This is a genomic window from Ruegeria sp. H6 (assembly GCF_056532975.1).
In genome coordinates this window covers 335,046-353,409 of record NZ_JBQFOA010000002.1, presented here as the reverse complement: position 1 = coordinate 353,409, position 18,364 = coordinate 335,046, and the positions used below count along the sequence as shown (strand labels likewise).

At 60.0% G+C, this 18,364-nt stretch carries 17 protein-coding genes; 16 read left to right on the top strand and 1 reads right to left on the bottom strand.

Annotated features, from left to right (window positions below; genetic code table 11):
• The first annotated feature begins 79 nt into the window (after window positions 1–79).
• From ACR0AG_RS06410 to ACR0AG_RS06335, 16 genes are all read left to right on the top strand, one after another.
• Entirely contained in the window at window positions 80–436 is a 357-nt protein-coding gene (locus ACR0AG_RS06410) for a cupin domain-containing protein (protein ID WP_480837445.1), read from the top strand.
• A 132-nt stretch (window positions 437–568) separates the two neighbouring features.
• The gene (gene ftsW, locus ACR0AG_RS06405; RefSeq protein WP_480837444.1) at window positions 569–1,732 is read left to right on the top strand and encodes a putative lipid II flippase FtsW; all 1,164 of its coding nucleotides are present in this window, start codon (window positions 569–571) and stop codon (window positions 1,730–1,732) included.
• Window positions 1,732–2,823: a UDP-N-acetylglucosamine--N-acetylmuramyl-(pentapeptide) pyrophosphoryl-undecaprenol N-acetylglucosamine transferase gene (locus ACR0AG_RS06400; RefSeq protein WP_480837443.1), complete on the top strand. Its 1,092-nt coding sequence runs from the start codon at window positions 1,732–1,734 to the stop codon at window positions 2,821–2,823. Before ftsW ends, ACR0AG_RS06400 begins: the two co-directional genes overlap by 1 nt.
• Entirely contained in the window at window positions 2,820–4,226 is a 1,407-nt protein-coding gene (gene murC, locus ACR0AG_RS06395; RefSeq protein WP_480837442.1) for a UDP-N-acetylmuramate--L-alanine ligase, read from the top strand. Before ACR0AG_RS06400 ends, murC begins: the two co-directional genes overlap by 4 nt.
• 4 nt (window positions 4,227–4,230) lie before the next feature.
• Entirely contained in the window at window positions 4,231–4,479 is a 249-nt protein-coding gene (locus ACR0AG_RS06390) for a DUF2484 family protein (RefSeq protein ID WP_480837441.1), read from the top strand.
• Entirely contained in the window at window positions 4,476–4,730 is a 255-nt protein-coding gene (locus ACR0AG_RS06385; protein WP_480837440.1) for a DUF2484 family protein, read from the top strand. The genes ACR0AG_RS06390 and ACR0AG_RS06385 overlap by 4 nt, the downstream gene beginning before the upstream one ends.
• Before the next feature lie 45 nt (window positions 4,731–4,775).
• The gene (gene murB, locus ACR0AG_RS06380) at window positions 4,776–5,702 is read left to right on the top strand and encodes a UDP-N-acetylmuramate dehydrogenase (RefSeq protein WP_480837439.1); all 927 of its coding nucleotides are present in this window, start codon (window positions 4,776–4,778) and stop codon (window positions 5,700–5,702) included.
• A 109-nt stretch (window positions 5,703–5,811) separates the two neighbouring features.
• A complete protein-coding gene (locus tag ACR0AG_RS06375) occupies window positions 5,812–6,729 on the top strand; it encodes a D-alanine--D-alanine ligase (protein WP_480837438.1) in 918 nt (305 codons plus the stop codon).
• Window positions 6,717–7,715, top strand: a complete 999-nt coding sequence (locus ACR0AG_RS06370) for a cell division protein FtsQ/DivIB (protein WP_480837437.1) — start codon at window positions 6,717–6,719, stop codon at window positions 7,713–7,715. Before ACR0AG_RS06375 ends, ACR0AG_RS06370 begins: the two co-directional genes overlap by 13 nt.
• 7 nt (window positions 7,716–7,722) lie before the next feature.
• Complete coding sequence (gene ftsA / locus ACR0AG_RS06365) at window positions 7,723–9,057, top strand: cell division protein FtsA (protein WP_480837747.1); 1,335 nt, start codon at window positions 7,723–7,725, stop codon at window positions 9,055–9,057.
• A complete protein-coding gene (locus ACR0AG_RS06360) occupies window positions 9,044–9,457 on the top strand; it encodes a hypothetical protein (RefSeq protein ID WP_480837436.1) in 414 nt (137 codons plus the stop codon). Before ftsA ends, ACR0AG_RS06360 begins: the two co-directional genes overlap by 14 nt.
• 349 nt (window positions 9,458–9,806) lie before the next feature.
• Window positions 9,807–11,411 (top strand): cell division protein FtsZ, encoded by a 1,605-nt coding sequence (gene ftsZ, locus ACR0AG_RS06355; protein WP_480837435.1) that lies wholly within the window; start codon window positions 9,807–9,809, stop codon window positions 11,409–11,411.
• A gap of 214 nt (window positions 11,412–11,625) precedes the next feature.
• Window positions 11,626–12,546 (top strand): UDP-3-O-acyl-N-acetylglucosamine deacetylase, encoded by a 921-nt coding sequence (gene lpxC / locus ACR0AG_RS06350; RefSeq protein ID WP_480837434.1) that lies wholly within the window; start codon window positions 11,626–11,628, stop codon window positions 12,544–12,546.
• A gap of 126 nt (window positions 12,547–12,672) precedes the next feature.
• Entirely contained in the window at window positions 12,673–13,536 is an 864-nt protein-coding gene (locus ACR0AG_RS06345; RefSeq protein WP_480837433.1) for an outer membrane protein assembly factor BamD, read from the top strand.
• A gap of 24 nt (window positions 13,537–13,560) precedes the next feature.
• Complete coding sequence (gene recN, locus ACR0AG_RS06340) at window positions 13,561–15,210, top strand: DNA repair protein RecN (protein WP_480837432.1); 1,650 nt, start codon at window positions 13,561–13,563, stop codon at window positions 15,208–15,210.
• Between the two features lie 81 nt (window positions 15,211–15,291).
• Window positions 15,292–16,977, top strand: coding sequence for a chloride channel protein (locus tag ACR0AG_RS06335; RefSeq protein WP_480837431.1), 1,686 nt, complete (start codon window positions 15,292–15,294; stop codon window positions 16,975–16,977).
• 2 nt (window positions 16,978–16,979) lie between these two features.
• Here ACR0AG_RS06335 and ACR0AG_RS06330 read toward each other — a convergent pair whose 3' ends face one another.
• Window positions 16,980–18,347, bottom strand: coding sequence for a DUF3179 domain-containing protein (locus ACR0AG_RS06330; RefSeq protein WP_480837430.1), 1,368 nt, complete (start codon window positions 18,345–18,347; stop codon window positions 16,980–16,982).
• Window positions 18,348–18,364 lie beyond the last annotated feature (17 nt).

Sequence of the window (18,364 nt, the reverse complement as noted above, 5' to 3'; positions counted from 1 at the left end):
CCCAAGGTCAGAGGTTGTTTCAAGGCCAGCCGCGTGCCGGGCCCGAGTTGAGGCAGAACAGGCAATTTGGAGAGAGAATATGAAACCCGTGAATCTACAAGAAAAACTGTCCCTGTTTTCGACGCATTGGGACCCGCATGTGGTGGCCGACTACAATCAGAACGACGTGATGGTTGTGAAATTCTCAGGGGAGTTTCCTTTTCACAAGCACGACACGACGGATGATTTCTTTTTTGTCATCGAAGGCGAGATGACAATGGATATCGAAGGCGAACCCTCAAAAACCGTCAGGGCCGGAGAGTTGTTTGTGGTGCCAAAGGGTATTGTGCACCGCCCACGGGCCGAGCACGAGGTCAAAGTGCTGTTGATCGAACCCAAAGGAGAGCCGAATTCCGGAGACGCAGGTCGCGAACCGGCGGCAAAGCCGCGGCTTTGATCGGCGCACGCGCGACAGCGTAGAATTTCCGATTTTGCCCTTATTTCCCTAGCCCAAACGCCAAAATCGCTGTAGAGTCTCAATCAGACCCCGAAAACGGGGCGTGAACGAGGCAGATAGTGGCGGTATCTCATGACTGAGATGGTGTATGGCGCGGTCCAGGACCAGCGCGGCGAACCGATTCTTCCAAAGTGGTGGCGGACGATTGATCGCTGGACGATGTCCTGTGTTTTGATCCTGTTCGTGATTGGCCTGCTGCTTGGTCTGGCCTCGTCGCCGCCTTTGGCAGGGCGCAACGGGTTCGATCCTTTCCACTATGTCGAGCGTCAGGCACTTTTTGGCGGGCTGGCTCTGGTGGCGATGCTGCTGACCTCGATGATGTCGCCCATTTTGGTGCGGCGGCTGGCCGTTTTGGGATTTATGGGCGCGTTTGTTGCACTGGCCTTTCTGCCGGTCTTCGGCACGGATTTCGGCAAAGGGGCGGTGCGCTGGTATTCGCTCGGGTTTGCCTCGCTTCAACCATCAGAATTTCTAAAGCCAGGCTTCGTGGTTGTCGCAGCCTGGCTGCTGGCCGCGTCGCAAGAGATCAACGGCCCGCCGGGTCGCCTGTGGTCCTTTGCCCTGTGCATGGCCATTGTGGCAATGCTTGTGATGCAGCCCGATTTTGGTCAGGCCTGCCTGATCTTGTTCGGCTGGGGCGTGATGTATTTTGTGGCTGGCGCGCCGATGCTGTTGCTTGTGACCATGGCGGGTGCCGTGGTGCTGGGGGGAATGTTCGCTTATACCAATTCTGAGCATTTCGCCCGCCGCATCGATGGCTTTCTGAACCAGGACCTCGACCCGACAACACAGCTTGGTTATGCGACCAACGCAATCCGCGAGGGCGGTCTCTTTGGTGTGGGCGTGGGTGAGGGGCAGGTGAAATGGTCCCTGCCAGATGCGCATACGGATTTCATTATTGCGGTCGCGGCCGAGGAATACGGCCTGATTCTGGTCTTGATCATCATCGCGCTTTATTCGCTGATCGTCGTGCGTTCGCTGATGCGGTTGATGCGGGAACGTGACATGTTCATCCGCTTGGCAGGGACCGGTCTGGCCTGCATGTTCGGTGTTCAGGCGATGATCAATATGGGTGTTGCCGTGCGTCTGCTTCCTGCCAAGGGCATGACATTGCCATTTGTCAGCTATGGTGGCTCGTCCCTGATTGCCGGGGGCATCGCTGTTGGGATGCTGCTGGCCTTCACACGCTCGCGCCCGCAGGGCGAATTGGGCGATATTCTGCGCGGACGGGGTTGATGCCGTATCTTCTGATCGCAGCGGGGGGCACCGGGGGGCACATGTTCCCTGCGCAGGCCCTGGCCGAGGCCATGCTGCAAAAGGGATGGCGCGTGCGCCTGTCGACGGACCCGCGCGGTGCGCGTTATACCGGGGCCTTCCCCGAAGGCGTTGAAATCATCGAGGCGTCGTCTGCCACCTTCGCCCGCGGCGGCTTGGCAGCCAAGGCGATGGCCGGGCCCAAGATTGCGGCGGGTGTCACTGGAATGGCCATGCAGATGGTGCGCGACAAGCCGGATGTGGTTGTGGGGTTTGGGGGCTACCCTTCGATCCCTGCGCTGGGCGCGGCGACGCTATTGAAAATCCCACGCATGATCCATGAACAAAACGGCGTTTTGGGCCGCGTGAACAAGCTGTTCGCCACCCGCGTCGCGCAAGTGGCCTGCGGCGTCTGGCCCACAGACCTGCCGGACGGAGCCAAAGGTGTCCACACAGGCAACCCGGTGCGCGAGTCAGTTCTGGAACGCGCCGCTGCGCCTTATATCCCGCCCGGGGATTACCCGATGTCCGTTTTGGTGATGGGGGGATCGCAAGGCGCACGTATCCTCAGCGATGTTGTGCCGGGTGCGATTGCTGCGCTGCCCGAGCTGATGCGCGGTTTCCTCCGCGTGTCGCATCAGGCACGGGATGAGGATGGCGAACGGGTCAAAGCCTTTTATTCGGAACATGGTATTGCCGCGGATGTGCAGCCTTTCTTTGATGACGTGCCGCGTCGCATGTCCGAGGCGCAACTGGTTGTCTCGCGGTCCGGCGCGTCATCGGTCGCCGATATCTCGGTAATTGGTCGGCCGTCGATCCTGATCCCGTTCGCGGCAGCAGCGGGGGATCATCAGACAGCAAATGCGCGTGGTCTGGTGCAGGCGGGTGGCGCAATCATGATCCCTGAAAACGTCCTTGACGTTGCCGCATTGTCAGAGCAAATGACCACGGTTCTCACCAACCTCGAAGCCGCACAGAAAATGGCCCATGCCGCGCTTTCGGTCGGTGCCCCGGACGCGACCGAGCGTCTGGTGACGCTGGTCGAGCAACTGGCGCAGAAGGAGATCCAATGAACCCAGCAACCAAACTGCCGCAGGATGTCGGACCGATCCACTTTGTTGGCATCGGCGGGATTGGGATGTCGGGGATTGCCGAGGTGCTGCTGAACCTTGGCTATCAGGTTCAGGGCTCGGATTTGAAAGCGTCCAAAATCACCGACCGTCTTGCCGCGCTGGGGGCCGAGATTTTCGAAGGCCAACGCGCCGAGAACCTGCAGGACGCCGCAGTGGTTGTGGTCTCGACCGCGATCAAGCCGGGCAATCCGGAACTGGATGAGGCGCGCGCGCAGGGCCTGCCCGTGGTGCGGCGCGCCGACATGTTGGCGGAACTGATGCGCCTGCGGTCAAACATCGCCATCGCCGGAACGCATGGCAAAACCACCACCACCACCATGATGGCCGAACTGATGGTGGCGGGCGATTTCGACCCGACCGTCATCAATGGCGGTATCATACACGCCTATGGCTCGAATGCCCGGATGGGGCAGGGGGAGTGGATGGTGGTTGAGGCTGACGAATCCGATGGCTCGTTCAACCGCCTGCCCGCGACCATCGCCGTAGTCACCAATATCGACCCCGAGCATATGGAGCATTGGGGCGATTTCGACACCTTGCGGGATGGGTTTTACGAGTTCGTCTCGAACCTACCCTTCTACGGGCTTGCCGTTTGCTGCACCGATCACGCCGAAGTTCAGACGCTGGTGGGCCGGATCACCGACCGCCGCGTGCGCACCTATGGGTTCAACGCACAGGCCGACGTGCGGGCGGTGAACCTGACCTACAAAGGCGGTGTGGCGCATTTCGACATCCATCTTCAATACGAAGACAAAATGATCGAAGGCTGCACCTTGCCGATGCCCGGCGACCACAATGTCTCGAACGCGTTGTCGGCGGTTGCAGTGGCGCGGCATCTGGGGATGAAGGCCTCGGAAATTCGCGAGGCGCTGGCCAATTTTGGCGGCGTGAACCGGCGGTTCACCAAGGTCGGAGAAGTGGGCGGCGTCACCATCATCGACGATTATGGTCACCACCCGGTCGAAATCACCGCAGTGCTCAAAGCCGCGCGTCAGGCCAGCGAGGGCCGGGTGATCGCGGTGCATCAGCCGCACAGATATTCACGTCTGTCGGACTTGTTCGATGATTTCTGCACCTGTTTCAACGATGCCGATGTGGTTGCCATTGCCGATGTTTTCGCCGCCGGAGAAGACCCGATCGAAGGCGCAGACCGGGATTCGCTGGTGCAAGGCCTGATCCGCCACGGTCACCGCCATGCGCGCGCCCTGCTGGACGAGGCCGATCTGGAACGGTTGGTGCGGGAACAGGCCCGGCCCGGCGACATGGTCGTTTGCCTCGGCGCCGGTACGATCAGCGCCTGGGCCAATGGGCTGCCCGACCGTTTGATGGCCAAGGCAAGTTAGACCGGTGGCGTGGTCGCTCATAATCGCTTGCGGCTGGGTGTTCGCCTCGACCATCGTTGCGATGCTGCCGATGCGTCTGCAATTTCCGCCGGGCGTGGTGCTATTTGCCAGCGCTCCGGCACTGATCATCTGGATCGGATACGACTTTGGCTGGCTTATCGGAATACTGGCCCTTGCAGGCTTTGCGTCGATGTATCGAAATCCGATCCGTTATTACTGGCGTAAATGGACAGGCAAGGAGATCCCGGAATGAGCTGGTCCATCGTTCTTGCTGGTCTCTGGGGGCTGACCGCCAATGTGCTGGCGATGATCCCCAGCAAAGACAACCACTGGAAACGCGCCTATTTCCTGATTGCAGTGGGCATCCCAATTCTGGGCTATGTCACCTATGAGAACGGCCCGTGGATCGGTCTGGTTGTTCTGGCCGCAGGCATGTCGGTTCTGCGCTGGCCGATGATCTATCTGGGGCGTTGGGTGCGCAAATTTTTCCACCCGGCGTCCTGACCGATACGGCTTGCCATGCCGTGCCAAATCCGCGATCTAACCGGAATGACGAAGCTTCCGACCCCACGCGGCAAACTGACTGAAAACCGTGCGCTTAACGATCTGACATGGCTGCGCGTTGGTGGACCTGCGGATTATCTGTTTCAGCCCGCCGATGCGCAAGACCTGCAGGCGTTTCTGCGCGATCTGCCCTCAGATATCCCGGTCTTCCCAATGGGCGTCGGCTCAAACCTCATCGTCCGCGACGGCGGTCTGCGCGCCGTGGTGATCCGGCTGGGGCGCGGGTTCAACACTATCGCCATCGACGGTACCACCGTCACCGCCGGGGCCGCCGCGCTGGACGCGCATGTGGCGCGCAAGGCAGCGGATGCGGGGGTTGATCTGACCTTCCTGCGCACCATCCCCGGCTCCATCGGCGGGGCGGTACGGATGAACGCAGGCTGCTATGGCAGCTACACCGCAGACGTTCTGCAAAAGGCCACCATCGTCACGCGGCAAGGTGAGGTATTGGACCTGACGCCCAAAGACCTCAACTTTCGCTATCGCCAATCCGATCTGCCCCCTGGCGCGGTGCTGGTTTCGGCCACTTTCGAAGGACCAAGCGGCGATCCGACCGAACTGAACGCCCGTATGGACGCCCAGCTGAAGAAGCGCGACGAGACGCAGCCCACCAGGGATCGAAGCGCTGGATCGACGTTTCGTAACCCGGCCGGGTTTTCCTCGACCGGGCGCGCCGATGATGTTCATGATCTCAAGGCGTGGAAAGTGATTGACGACGCGGGCATGCGCGGGGCCAGTAAAGGCGGCGCGCAGATGAGCCCAAAGCATTCGAATTTTCTGATCAACACCGGTGACGCAACCGCTGCAGACCTAGAAGGTCTGGGCGAAGAGGTCAGAAAAAAGGTTTACGAAACAAGCGGCATCACGCTAGAGTGGGAAATCATGCGGGTCGGTGATCCGTTGACAGAATAAAGCCCCAACCGTCAGACCAAAATCAGGCAATTAACGGCGACGGATCAAAGGCATAAACGCAGTACGGACCACCACATAAGGTCCGGGGACATTGAGGCGCACGTTGGGTATGTCGAGCAGGACAAGCCCCAAAGTGGCGGTATTGATGGGCGGCCCCTCGTCGGAACGCGAGGTGTCACTCAGCAGCGGGCGCGAATGCGCAGCCGCCCTTGTGGGAGAAGGCTTTGAAGTGGTCGAGCTGGACGCAGGTCCCGACCTCTATGCGCGCCTATTGGACATCAAGCCGGATGTGGTTTTCAACGCCCTGCATGGCCGCTGGGGTGAAGATGGCTGCGTGCAGGGTTTGCTGGAATGGATGCGCATCCCCTATACGCATTCCGGCGTTCTGGCCTCGGCCCTTGCGATGGACAAACAGCGCAGCAAAGAGGTCTATCAGGCCGAAGGTCTGCCGGTCGTTCCCAGCGTGATCGCCCCAAAGGTTGAGGTGGTCGAGGCCCATGTGATGGAGCCGCCTTACGTGGCCAAGCCCAACAACGAAGGCTCGAGCGTCGGCATCTATATTGTGCATGAAAACGCCAACGGCCCGCCGCAACTGTCCGATGACATGCCCGAACATGTCATGGTCGAGAAATATGTAGCAGGCCGCGAACTGACCGTGACTGTCATGGGCGACCGAGCTTTGACGGTGACCGAGATCATGACCGATGGCGGCTGGTACGACTATGACGCCAAGTACAAGCCGGGCGGGTCCTGGCATGTGCTGCCTGCAAACATTCCGCAGGAAATCTTTGACCGCTGCATGGACTATGCGGTGAAGGCGCATAACGCGTTGGGCTGTCGTGGTGTCAGCCGCACGGATTATCGCTGGGATGATGCGCTGGGGGCCGACGGGCTGTTCCTGCTGGAAACCAACACCCAGCCCGGTATGACACCAACCTCGCTTGCACCCGAACAAGCGGCGCATTGTGGTATGACATTCGGCCGGCTTTGCGCCTGGATGGTGGAGGACGCCTCATGCGACCGTTGACCGCCACCCGCGCTCCGGTCATTCACCGGTCCAAATCTGTGGCCGGGCAGGATGCTGAATTTCAGTCGGCCACCGTAGAAGTATCTGGTTCGCAGCCCAAACTCCGCCTGAAGCTGTTTGGTCGCTCTGCCGGGCGCAGCGACCCAACTCCGTCACGCCTGAGCTACCGGTTCCAGCGCCTGATGCTGACGCCCGGATTTCGCAGGGGGGTCAGACTGGGTCTGCCGATCTGCGCAATCATGGGGGCCGTGGCGATCTGGTTTGGCTCGGAGGACCGTCGCGAAGCGGTTTCGACCTATGTCGCAGGCATCAAGACATCGATTCAGGAACGGCCCGAATTCATGGTCAATCTGATGGCCATCGATGGCGCCGGGTCGGGTTTGTCCGAAGATATTCGCGAAGTTGTGCCGTTGGATTTCCCGCTCAGTTCCTGGGATCTGGATGTGGAACAGATCCGCGACACGATCACCGGGCTGGACCCTGTAAAAACGGCCACCGTGCGCATCCGCCCTGGGGGCATCTTGCAGGTCGATGTGGTCGAACGTCAGCCGGTCATCCTCTGGCGGACGCGCGACGGGATTGAGTTGCTGGATGAAACCGGTGCGCATGTCGAACGTGTGACGGCGCGGGCCGATCACGGGCATCTGCCGCTGATCGCAGGCAAGGGCGCCGACAAGCATGTTCCCGAAGCCATCGAAATCCTGACCACCGCGCGCAGCCTTGGCGACCGGGTCCGCGGCCTTGTGCGCGTGGGCGAGCGGCGCTGGGATCTGGTTCTGGACCGCAAACAGCGCATCATGCTGCCGACCGAGCGCCCGGTGCGCGCGCTAGAACGTGTGTTGGCCGTGAACGAGGTGCAGGACCTGCTGGAGCGTGATGTCGCCGCAGTCGACATGCGCATCGGATCAAGGCCAACCATCAGAATGAACAAAACCGCCAGCGAAGAGTGGTGGAATACCAAAGTGACAGTGAGTGACGAGCAGTAAGACCATGATGACCGATCTTTATCAGTCCCAAAGGGCAATGCGCCAAATGCGCAGACAGGCAATGCAACGCGGTGTTGTGGCCATTTTGGATGTTGGCAGTTCCAAAATTGCCTGCCTTGTTTTGCGTTTCGACGGCACTGGGCGGTTGAGCGAGGATAGCTCGATCGGGTCGATGGCCGGTCAGACCGGGTTCCGGGTGATCGGGGCGGCCACCACGCGCTCGCGCGGGGTGCAATTCGGCGAAGTCACCGCCATGCAGGAAACCGAACGCGCCATCCGCACCGCTCTGCAAGCCGCACAGAAGATGGCCGATATTCGCGTCGATCACGTAATCGCGTGTTTCTCGGGCGCAAATCCCCGGTCTTATGGCCTTGATGCGCAGGTCGATCTGGAGGGGCAGCTTGTCACCGAGGCCGAGGTTGGCCGTGTCCTGAACGCTTGTGATGTGCCCGACTATGGCGCGGGCCGTGATGTTCTGCACGCGCAGCCGGTGAACTTCGCGCTCGACAACCGCTCGGGCCTGATTGATCCGCGCGGGCAGTTGGGTCAAAGCCTTGCCGTGGATATGCACATGCTGACGGTCGATGCGGTGGCGATCCAGAACATCGTGCGTTGCATCAAGCGCTGCGATCTGGAACTGGCGGGCATTGCAAACTCGGCCTATGTGTCGGGCATTTCCGCGCTGGTCGAGGACGAGCAGGAACTGGGCGCCGCCTGTATCGACATGGGCGGCGGCACGACCAGCGTGTCGATCTTCATGAAGAAACACATGATCTACGCCGATTGTGTCAAGATGGGCGGCGACCATGTGACCTCGGACATTTCGATGGGGCTTGGGGTTCCGGCTGCCGTGGCGGAACGGATCAAGACCTTCAATGGCGGGGTACACGCCACCGGGGCTGACGACCGCGACCTGATCGATATCGGTGGCGATACCGGTGATTGGGAACACGACCGTCGCACTGTCAGCCGTGCCGAATTGATTGGGATCATGCGGCCAAGGGTGGAAGAGATTCTGGAAGAGGTGCGTGCTCGTTTGGACGCAGCAGGGTTTGACCATTTGCCCAGTCAACAGATCGTTTTGACCGGCGGTGGCAGTCAGATCATGGGACTGGACGGGCTGGCCACTCGCATTCTGGGCCAGCGTGTGCGCCTGGGCCGTCCACTGCGCGTGCATGGCTTGCCGCAATCTGCCACGGGGCCGGGTTTTTCATCTGCCGTTGGGCTCAGCCTGTTCGCGGCGCATCCGCAGGATGAGTGGTGGGATTTCGAAATTCCCGTCGATACCTATTCGGCGCGCCCCTTCAAACGTGCGGTGCGTTGGTTCCGTGACAATTGGTAAAGCGATCCTTGCGGCTGCCTTCAGCTTGTGTGCAGCCGCGGCTTTCGGCCAGACACGCATCACGCCCGAAGCCTTCCTGAGCGCGGTCGAAGGAAAGACAGTATCCTTTCACAGCTACCCCGACGGTCAGTTGGTGGGGACGGAAGAATTCCTCAGCAAGACCCTGTCAGTCTGGCGACAGGCGGGCGAGGGATGCGTCTATGGTCAGATTACAACGCCGAACGGCCAGGTTTGCTTTTTGTACGAAAATGAATCCGAAGGGGAAGAGGCCTGCTGGTGGCCGTACATCTATGAGGACAGTTTGGTGGTCTGGCTGGCAACCTTTGCCTATACCGAAATCCAACGGGTTGAGAGCATTACCGAGGACGGTCTGAATTGTCCTGCCGCCCCGATCGGATGAATACTGGGTTGCAGGTTAAGAATTTATCCCTAAAGATATCCACAAGGCCCGACAGAGGCCCGGCGGCAGGACCCGAGCAGTTTTCCGCCAGTGAAACAAAATGAAGAAACACCGCGACTCACCCTCTGAAAGGCTGAGGTGGGTGCTTGTGTGTTGTGTCGTCTCGGCGCTTGGCCGCTAGATTTCGCGCCTGCTGCGAAATGACGTGATTTTCCGCCTTATTTCCTCCACATTTTGTGGAATCTGGTGATTTTTGGCGTGACGTTTGGCGATAGGCTGGGTAAAATCATATGTGGATAGGTCAAAAAACACCGCATTTTGCGGCAACTTATAAACAGGCGGACAGAGCATGACATTGAATCTTTCGATGCCCGGGCATGATGAACTCAAGCCTCGGATTACCGTATTTGGCGTTGGCGGCGCGGGCGGCAATGCTGTCGATAACATGATTGAAAAGCAACTCGACGGGGTCGAATTTGTCGTTGCAAACACTGACGCTCAGGCGCTGCAGCAAAGCCGCTCATCCGCGCGGGTGCAACTGGGTGTGAAGGTGACCGAAGGTCTGGGCGCAGGGGCCCGCCCAACCGTTGGTGCCGCAGCGGCCGAAGAAAGCATTGAACAGATCGTGGATCATCTGGCGGGCGCACATATGTGCTTTATTACCGCCGGCATGGGCGGTGGCACCGGCACCGGCGCTGCGCCGATCATCGCGCAGGCCGCGCGTGAATTGGGTGTTCTGACTGTTGGCGTGGTCACCAAACCCTTCCAGTTCGAAGGGGCCAAGCGCATGCGTCAGGCCGAGGACGGTGTTGATGCGCTGCAAAAGGTTGTCGACACGCTGATCATCATCCCAAACCAGAACCTGTTCCGTCTGGCCAATGAAAAGACCACCTTTACCGAGGCGTTCTCGATGGCGGATGACGTCCTCTATCAGGGTGTCAAAGGCGTGACCGATCTGATGGTGCGTCCCGGCCTGATCAACCTCGACTTTGCCGATGTACGCGCCGTGATGGACGAGATGGGCAAGGCGATGATGGGCACCGGCGAGGCGACCGGCGAAGACCGCGCCATCCAGGCGGCCGAGAAGGCAATCGCCAACCCGCTGCTGGACGAAATCAGCCTGAAAGGCGCCAAGGGCGTTCTGATCAACATCACCGGCAGCGACGATCTGACCCTGTTCGAACTGGACGAGGCAGCCAACCGTATCCGCGAAGAGGTCGACCCAGAGGCGAATATCATCGTCGGTTCGACGCTGGATACCGCCATGGAAGGCGGAATGCGGGTATCAGTCGTGGCAACGGGCATCGATGCCAGCGACGTCCAGACCGATGTGCCGGTTGCGCGTCGTTCCATGGCGGCCCCGCTGACCAACACGGTTTCCGCCGAGGAAGCGCCCGCCGCAGAGGCGCCTGATGCGCCCGAGGCCGAGCAGGAGGACACAATTGCGCCGACCCTGTTTGAATCGATGGAAGATCGAGAGCGTCAGGATGCGCGGTTCGAACAGCCAGCTGTAGCTGAGCAGGACGATGACGGCTTGCCTCCACCGGCGTATCAGCCGCAAGTGGCCGAATTTGAACCTCAGCCCGAGGCGGTTGAGCCTGCGGCAGAAGAATATGTAGCGCCGCGTTCACCGGCACCGGGTACGCCCTCTCCGGCGGCGATGCAGCGCTTGCAGGCGGCGGTCCAGAATGTGCCCAACGCCCGCCAACGTTTGGCTGCGGAGAGACCGCAGGAACCCGCGCCACAGCCACAAGTCGAAGAGGAACGGCCCCGCTTTGGGTTCAACCGTCTGATCGACCGGATGACCGGCCACGCCGCCGATACACCGGCGCAGCCTGTCCGTCAGCAGCCGGAATTGCGGGCAACTGACGCTACGGCACCTGCGGCGGATGATGTCGATCCGGATCAGGAACGTATCGAAATACCCGCCTTTTTGCGGCGTCAGGCCAACTGATTCCGATAACAAAATGATCTTGAAGAGCCGCCATGCTGCGGCTCTTTTCATTTGTAAAACAATGGTTTAATTAATGGTAAGCAGGGTTCTGCCGAAATGTCACATTCATGTTTCATTCGGTTGCAAAGAGTGAGTTGAGCCTTGACTAACGCTTCCTTAATTCATGGGGCAACACAGCCAGACGTAGGCTGGACACCACTCTCTGAGGCCCAAATTGCAAAATACGCTCAAATCTTCAGTCACGTTTTCGGGTACCGGACTGCATAGCGGTAAACCGGCGAGCATGGTGCTGAAACCTGCTGCGGCGGGGCATGGCATCTGGTTCAAGCGGACGGATATTGAGCTGGGCAATGCGCTGATCCCTGCGATCTATGACGTGGTTGAACGCACGCAGCTGTGCACGCGTCTGGTCAATGACGCGGGCGTTTCTGTGTCGACTGTCGAACACATCATGGCAGCCTTGGCCGGTTGCGGTGTCCACAATGCGCTGATCGAAATTGATGGCCCCGAAGTACCGATCATGGATGGCTCGTCCGTGGAATTTGTGCGTGGCATCATGGCCAAAGGCGTACGCCGTCAGGCCAGCCCGGTGCTGGCCTATGAGGTGCTCAAACCAATCACCGTCGAGCGTGAAGGCGCGCAGGCGTCGATTGCACCCTGCGATGGCCTGAAAATCGAATTCCATATCGACTTTGAAGACAGTGCCATTGGCAGCCAGACCAAGACCCTGGACATGCGCAATGGATCCTTCGCGCGCGAGCTTTGCGACAGCCGCACGTTCTGCCGTCGTATTGATGTCGAGGCGATGCGCGAAAACGGTCTTGCCCTGGGTGGGACACTGGACAACGCTGTCGTGGTTCAGGGTGACGAAGTGCTGACGCCGGGTGGGTTCCGTCACGCGGACGAAGCCGTGCGCCACAAGATGCTGGACGCGTTGGGCGATCTGTATCTGGCGGGCGGGCCGATCCTTGGTCATTTCACCGGCGACAAGTCCGGCCATTCGATGACGAACACCTTGCTGCGCAAGCTGTTCGAAACGCCGGGCGCCGTGCGTCCCGTCCTGTGCACCGCTGAACAAGCCGAGCGTCTGCCGGGCCAGGGCCTGATCCGCAGCGAAATCCCTCAGGTCGCGTAACCTGATCAACTCTGGCGACATTTCCGACAGAGAGCGCATAAGGCGTTTTGCACTGCAATTTTATGTGCTAAACCAAGCTCCGATCCGGGGCGTTCCCCGTTAAGTAAATCGACAAGGATGGGCGGAATGGTTGGCAGCAAAGAGGCAGTCAGACTCGCAGGTGCGATTCTTCTGGCGGCAACTTTGACGGCGTGTGGCAACGCTGGTGGCCTTTTTGGCCGCACAGGCGCGGATCGTTCCCAGAACCTTGAAGGGTTCACGCCGGAGCAGATTTACACGCGCGGGGAATACGAACTGTCGCAGAATCGATCAGACGACGCGGCATGGTATTTTTCAGAGGTGGAACGCCTTTATCCCTATTCCGATTGGGCCAAGCGGGCCTTGATCATGCAGGCCTTCTCGTTCCATTCCGACAAGAACTATGCCGAAAGCCGCGCCGCCGCGCAGCGGTATATTGACTTCTATCCAACGGATGAAGACGCAGCCTATGCCCAGTATCTGCTGGCGCTCAGCTACTATGATCAGATTGACGAAGTGGGCCGCGATCAGGGGCTGACCTTTCAGGCGCTGCAGGCGCTGCGGACAGTGATCGAAGTTTATCCCGACAGCGAATATACGACGTCGGCGGTGCTCAAGTTCGATCTGGCCTTTGACCATCTGGCGGGCAAAGAGATGGAGATCGGGCGCTATTACCTGCGTCAGGATCACTACACCGCCGCGATCAACCGGTTCCGGGTTGTGGTCGAAGATTTCCAGACCACGTCACACACCGCCGAGGCTTTGCACCGTCTGGTTGAGGCGTACCTGTCCCTTGGCCTTTTTGATGAGGCCCAGTCCGCCGGTGCGATTCTGGGCTATAACTACCAATCGACCGAGTGGTACGATGCCAGCTATACCTTGCTGACGTCCCGTGGCCTTGATCTGAAGAGCCGAGGAAACAACTGGCTTTCAACGATCTACCGCCAGACGGTCAAGGGTGAATGGCTGTAACTGGCTTGGGGTGCTGACGACCCGATGCTGCGTTCCCTCGATATTCGCGACATGCTGATCATTGACCGGTTGGAATTGACCTTCCAACCGGGATTGAACGCGCTGACGGGGGAAACCGGGGCGGGCAAGTCCATTTTGCTGGATTCGCTTGGGTTCGTTCTGGGATGGCGCGGTCGAGCGGAACTGGTTCGGCAGGGCGCGGCACAGGGCGAGGTTGTGGCCGAGTTCGAACTGCCCCAAAGCCACCCGGCCCGTGCGATACTGGACGAGGCTGGCCTGCCCGGCGGGGATGAGCTGATCCTGCGGCGGGTGAACACAGCCGAAGGGCGCAAGACCGCGTGGGTTAATGACCGGCGCTGCTCGGGCGAGGTGCTGCGCGCCCTTTCCGAGACGCTGATCGAACTGCATGGCCAGCATGATGACCGGGGGCTGTTGAACCCGCGCGGGCATCGCGCGATGCTGGATGCCTATGCGGGCGCAGAGCCGCATGTTGCCAAGACACGGGCCGCCTGGTCAGCGGTTTCCAAAGCGCAAAAGTCACTGGCCGAAGCGCAAGCTGCGCTGGATGCGATGCGCAGTGAAGAGGAATTCCTGCGCCATGCAGTGGACGAGTTGGACAAGCTTGATCCACAACCCGGCGAAGACGCCGAACTGGATGCCCGCCGTCGCATGATGCAAAGCGCCGAGCGCATTCGCGATGACGTTGACCGTGCCTTTGCCCTTTTGGGCGGAGATGGCGCCGAGGGTGCAATGTCTGATGCGGTCCGGTGGCTTGAAGGCGTGAGCGAAAGCGCAGGTGGCCAGCTTGAAGAACCTATTGCGGCTCTGGGTCGTGCCCTGATCGAGCTGGGCGAGGCGCAGGATGGTGTAGGCGCCTGTCTTGAGGCGCTGGAATTCAACCCGGCTGAACTTGAGGCCGCGGAAGAGCGATTGTTCGCGATACGCGCGCTTGCCAGAAAGCATGATGTTACCCCGGATGAGCTGGGCAGTTTCGCGCAGACCTTGCGGGACCGTTTGGGCCAGCTAGATGCAGGAGACGCGGATATCGCCGATAAGCGCGCCGCTGTGGACGCGGCGCAACAGGCCTATGACGAGGCGGCGCGTTCCCTTGGCGCATTACGTCGCAAGGCGGCAACCCTGCTGGATAGCGCGGTGATGGCAGAGCTTGCCCCATTGAAGATGGAGCGCGCGGTTTTCACAACCACATTGGAACCCGGCGACCCGGGCCCCGAAGGCACCGAGACGGTTGCGTTCACCGTGGCAACGAACCCGGGCGCCCCAGCAGGGCCGCTGAACAAGATCGCCTCGGGCGGTGAGCTCAGCCGTTTCCTGCTGGCGTTGAAAGTCTGTCTGAGCGGTGATGATAGCGCGCGCACCATGATCTTTGATGAGATCGACCGCGGGGTTGGCGGCGCAACCGCGGATGCGGTCGGGCGGCGACTGGCGTCGCTGGCGCAAGGCGGGCAGGTGCTGGTCGTGACGCATTCGCCGCAAGTTGCTGCGCGTGCTGCGCATCACTGGCGGGTGCAAAAACATGTGTCAGATGGGCAAACCCTGTCGACTGTGGTGCCTTTGGCAACCCCGGATCGCGTGGACGAAATTGCCCGAATGGTCGCTGGCGATACCATTACTGACGAAGCACGCGCAGCAGCCAAGGCACTGCTGGATGCCTGATCGCGGTCAGCGCGCGTGATCCGGCTTTAATATGTGCGCACCGTGGCTTACTAAGGGTCACCAGGTGACATTCGAAGGCACATGACCCAGTCAACCCGCGCCGTATTGCGAACCCAGATCAATCAGGCCCTTGCCGCGATGAAAGACGCGTGGCGGGTTCTGCGACAACGCGGGCCCAGCCAGGTTCAGTTCTGGTTCATCGCGCTGGTGATCGGGATTTTGGCCGGTTTCATGGCGCTTGGGTTTCGCATGGCGATCGCAGAGTTTCAAAGCTTTCTCTACAGTTCCGAAAATATCCTACTGCTGCACAGCCATGCGGAAAGGCTGCATTGGGTCTGGATTCTGATCACGCCAATCATTGGCGGGCTGATCGTGGGTTTTATTCTGCACCGTTTCACCGACGATGGGCGCGTTCGGTCGGTCGCGGATGTGATCGAAGGGTCCGCGGTTACTAACGGGCGGGTTGAGGTCAAAGCCGGCATAGCGTCGTTCTTTGCCTCGCTGATCACGCTCAGCTCGGGCGGGTCCACAGGCCGCGAGGGACCCGTGGTGCACATGGCGGGCGTGATCTCGACTTGGGTCAGCGACCGTATTCATGCGGATGGCATAACCGGGCGCGACCTGTTGGGGTGCGCGGTTGCAGCGGCGGTATCCGCCAGTTTTAATGCACCGATAGCGGGGGCTTTGTTTGCGCTTGAGGTGGTGTTGCGACATTTCGCTGTGCATGCCTTTGCACCAATTGTCATCGCCGCGGTCGCAGGGACAGTCATCAACCGCTTGGCCTATGGCGATGTCACAGAATTTGCGTTGGAGACACCCGGTTCGCTGCAATTCTATGTCGAACTTCCGGCCTTTCTGATCCTGGGCCTGATCTGCGGGCTGGTTTCGGTGGTTCTGATGCGTTCGGTCTTCTTTGCCGAGGACATCGGCACACATTTACAGAACCGTTGGTCCTTGCCGCGCTGGCTGCGCCCGGCGATTGCGGGAGCATTGCTGGGTCTGTTGGCCATTTGGTTTCCGCACATCATCGGCGTCGGGTATGAGACGACGATCCGGGCGCTGACCGGGGATCTGGTGCTGACGACTGCCATTCTGTTTGCAGTGGTCAAGACCGTTGCAGTGGCGATCACGATGGGCGGGCGTATGGGCGGCGGGGTCTTTTCTCCGTCACTGATGATCGGGGCGCTGACCGGGTTGGCATTTGGGTATGTTGCGACCGGCCTGCTGCCGGATGTGTCCGGAACGGACACGCTCTATGCCTTCGCCGGCATGGGCGCGGTTGCTGCGGCTGTTCTCGGTGCGCCGATTTCCACCACGCTGATCGTCTTTGAGCTTACCGGTGAGTGGCAGATCGGTCTGGCGGTTATGGTGTCGGTTTCGATGTCCACGGCTCTGGCGTCGCGGCTGGTGGACCGATCGTTCTTCCTGACTCAGTTAGAGCGTCGGAACGTGCATCTGGCGGCGGGCCCGCAGGCCTATCTGTTGGCCATGGTGCGGGCCGGGGCGGTGATGCGGCCAATCGGCGATCCCCGCTCGATCACGGCGGACGAGGCCAAGGCGCTGATCGATCAGGGCATGTGCGTGAAGGCCAGCGCAACATTGGAGGCCGCGATGCCCTATTTCGACCGCGATGATGTGACGTGCATTCCTGTGGTCGTGATGGAAAAGGACGGGCGCGAAAATCCGGTCGGCGCGCTTTATCACGTGGATGCGTTGAAGGCCTATAACCGCGCCCTGGCCGCCACGGCGGCCGAGGAGCATTCCTGACCTCAGCCGCTATAGACGCTGGCCGCATCGCCCAGATAGTTGTCCCACGCAAACCAATACGAGATATGCCCGGCCACGCGATCCAGCCGCTTACCATCGGGGGAAACCAAGGCATCTTCGGTCACTTGCCAGACCTCACCAGCCTCGTTTTGCAACCCCTGTGCCGTGGGGCTGAACTGGTTCGATTGCCTCTCATAGGCGCGAACGCTGCGGGTTTCGGGGTCGCCAATCAGCACCAAGGGACGCTGCGCAATGGCGTCGTTGATCACGGGCTTATTGGCAAAGGCCTCAAGCGGCCAGGCCCGCGCGGCGCCAAACTGGCGCACGGTAAATACATAGTCCTTTTGGCGGTGTCGGGATTGATCGACCACAGCAGGGAACATCAGGTCCGGAGAGGCAAAATACTCTCGATAAACCACACCTGATCCGTAGTTGCGGCGATACCCGGTCTGGAGGGACAGGACCTTTGTATTTGGATGGGACGTGCGCCAGCTGTCCCATGTGGTGATGACCACCGGGCGCTGCTTTAGTTCAATGCCGCTGTCCACCAAGGGTCCCACAACAGGTTTGCCGGTGTATTGGTTCCACAGCGAATGGGTTTCGCGGTCAAACATCAGTTTGTTGGATCGATAGAGGAACCCGGATGAGCCAAAGACAAGCGGTTTGCTGAACCCGTCCAGTTTGGTTTCGAACAAGATGCCCGAACCGCACAGGGTGCAATAGGCCAGGGCCACTGGCACGCCGCCGATGACCTCGTTGAACATCTCATGCCAGCCCATGATCCGCAGCGGGTAAGCGCGCTCATCCCCGTTGATCGAGACGCCAAACACCAGATCGTCGGGCTTCATGTAGTCGGCGCTGGAGGCCGACAACAGCTTGGGATTGTCAAGCGACGGAATGCCATCCTTTACGACCCCACCCCAGCTGATCTCTTCCAGCCGGATCTTCATCCGGTCGGGTTGCAGATATTCAGGGCGCAGGAACAGGTCAAAATTCTTGTCAATGCCCAGCAGAACCTCGCGTTTAAACGGGATCAGCGAGAGGTGGGGGATCAGTTGCGGATTGCGTTCCTGCCACAGCATCCATTCAAACCAGTCCTCGCCAAAATTCTGACCCGAAAGGGTTTCCATGACCTTGATGATGTCCCGACGACGGCGACCATTGTAGCGAATGCTGGTCAGCAGGGCGGGAACCACATCGGGATCGCCGCGCTCCATCAGATAGGCCATACCGGCTTCAAAATCCGATGGGCTGCCATAGACGGTTGAACGAATAGCCGTGAGAACGGGGTCTTCTTGTGCCATCAATGCACTTGGGGCCAAAGCCCCGGCGGCGAGAAGTCCTGCAAACTGGCGACGCGTAAATGCCATGGTATCCTCCGCTTCGG

Coding starts and splice junctions, on each gene's coding strand:
- ACR0AG_RS06410 (WP_480837445.1), top strand. CDS start 80: ATGAAACCCGTGAATCTACAAGAAAAACTGTCCCTGTTTTCGACGCAT.
- ACR0AG_RS06370 (WP_480837437.1), top strand. CDS start 6,717: ATGCGACCGTTGACCGCCACCCGCGCTCCGGTCATTCACCGGTCCAAA.
- murC (WP_480837442.1), top strand. CDS start 2,820: ATGAACCCAGCAACCAAACTGCCGCAGGATGTCGGACCGATCCACTTT.
- ACR0AG_RS06345 (WP_480837433.1), top strand. CDS start 12,673: ATGGTTGGCAGCAAAGAGGCAGTCAGACTCGCAGGTGCGATTCTTCTG.
- ftsA (WP_480837747.1), top strand. CDS start 7,723: ATGACCGATCTTTATCAGTCCCAAAGGGCAATGCGCCAAATGCGCAGA.
- ACR0AG_RS06375 (WP_480837438.1), top strand. CDS start 5,812: ATGTCGAGCAGGACAAGCCCCAAAGTGGCGGTATTGATGGGCGGCCCC.
- ftsZ (WP_480837435.1), top strand. CDS start 9,807: ATGACATTGAATCTTTCGATGCCCGGGCATGATGAACTCAAGCCTCGG.
- murB (WP_480837439.1), top strand. CDS start 4,776: ATGACGAAGCTTCCGACCCCACGCGGCAAACTGACTGAAAACCGTGCG.
- ACR0AG_RS06330 (WP_480837430.1), bottom strand. CDS start 18,347: ATGGCATTTACGCGTCGCCAGTTTGCAGGACTTCTCGCCGCCGGGGCT.
- ACR0AG_RS06385 (WP_480837440.1), top strand. CDS start 4,476: ATGAGCTGGTCCATCGTTCTTGCTGGTCTCTGGGGGCTGACCGCCAAT.
- ACR0AG_RS06335 (WP_480837431.1), top strand. CDS start 15,292: ATGACCCAGTCAACCCGCGCCGTATTGCGAACCCAGATCAATCAGGCC.
- ftsW (WP_480837444.1), top strand. CDS start 569: ATGACTGAGATGGTGTATGGCGCGGTCCAGGACCAGCGCGGCGAACCG.
- ACR0AG_RS06400 (WP_480837443.1), top strand. CDS start 1,732: ATGCCGTATCTTCTGATCGCAGCGGGGGGCACCGGGGGGCACATGTTC.
- recN (WP_480837432.1), top strand. CDS start 13,561: ATGCTGCGTTCCCTCGATATTCGCGACATGCTGATCATTGACCGGTTG.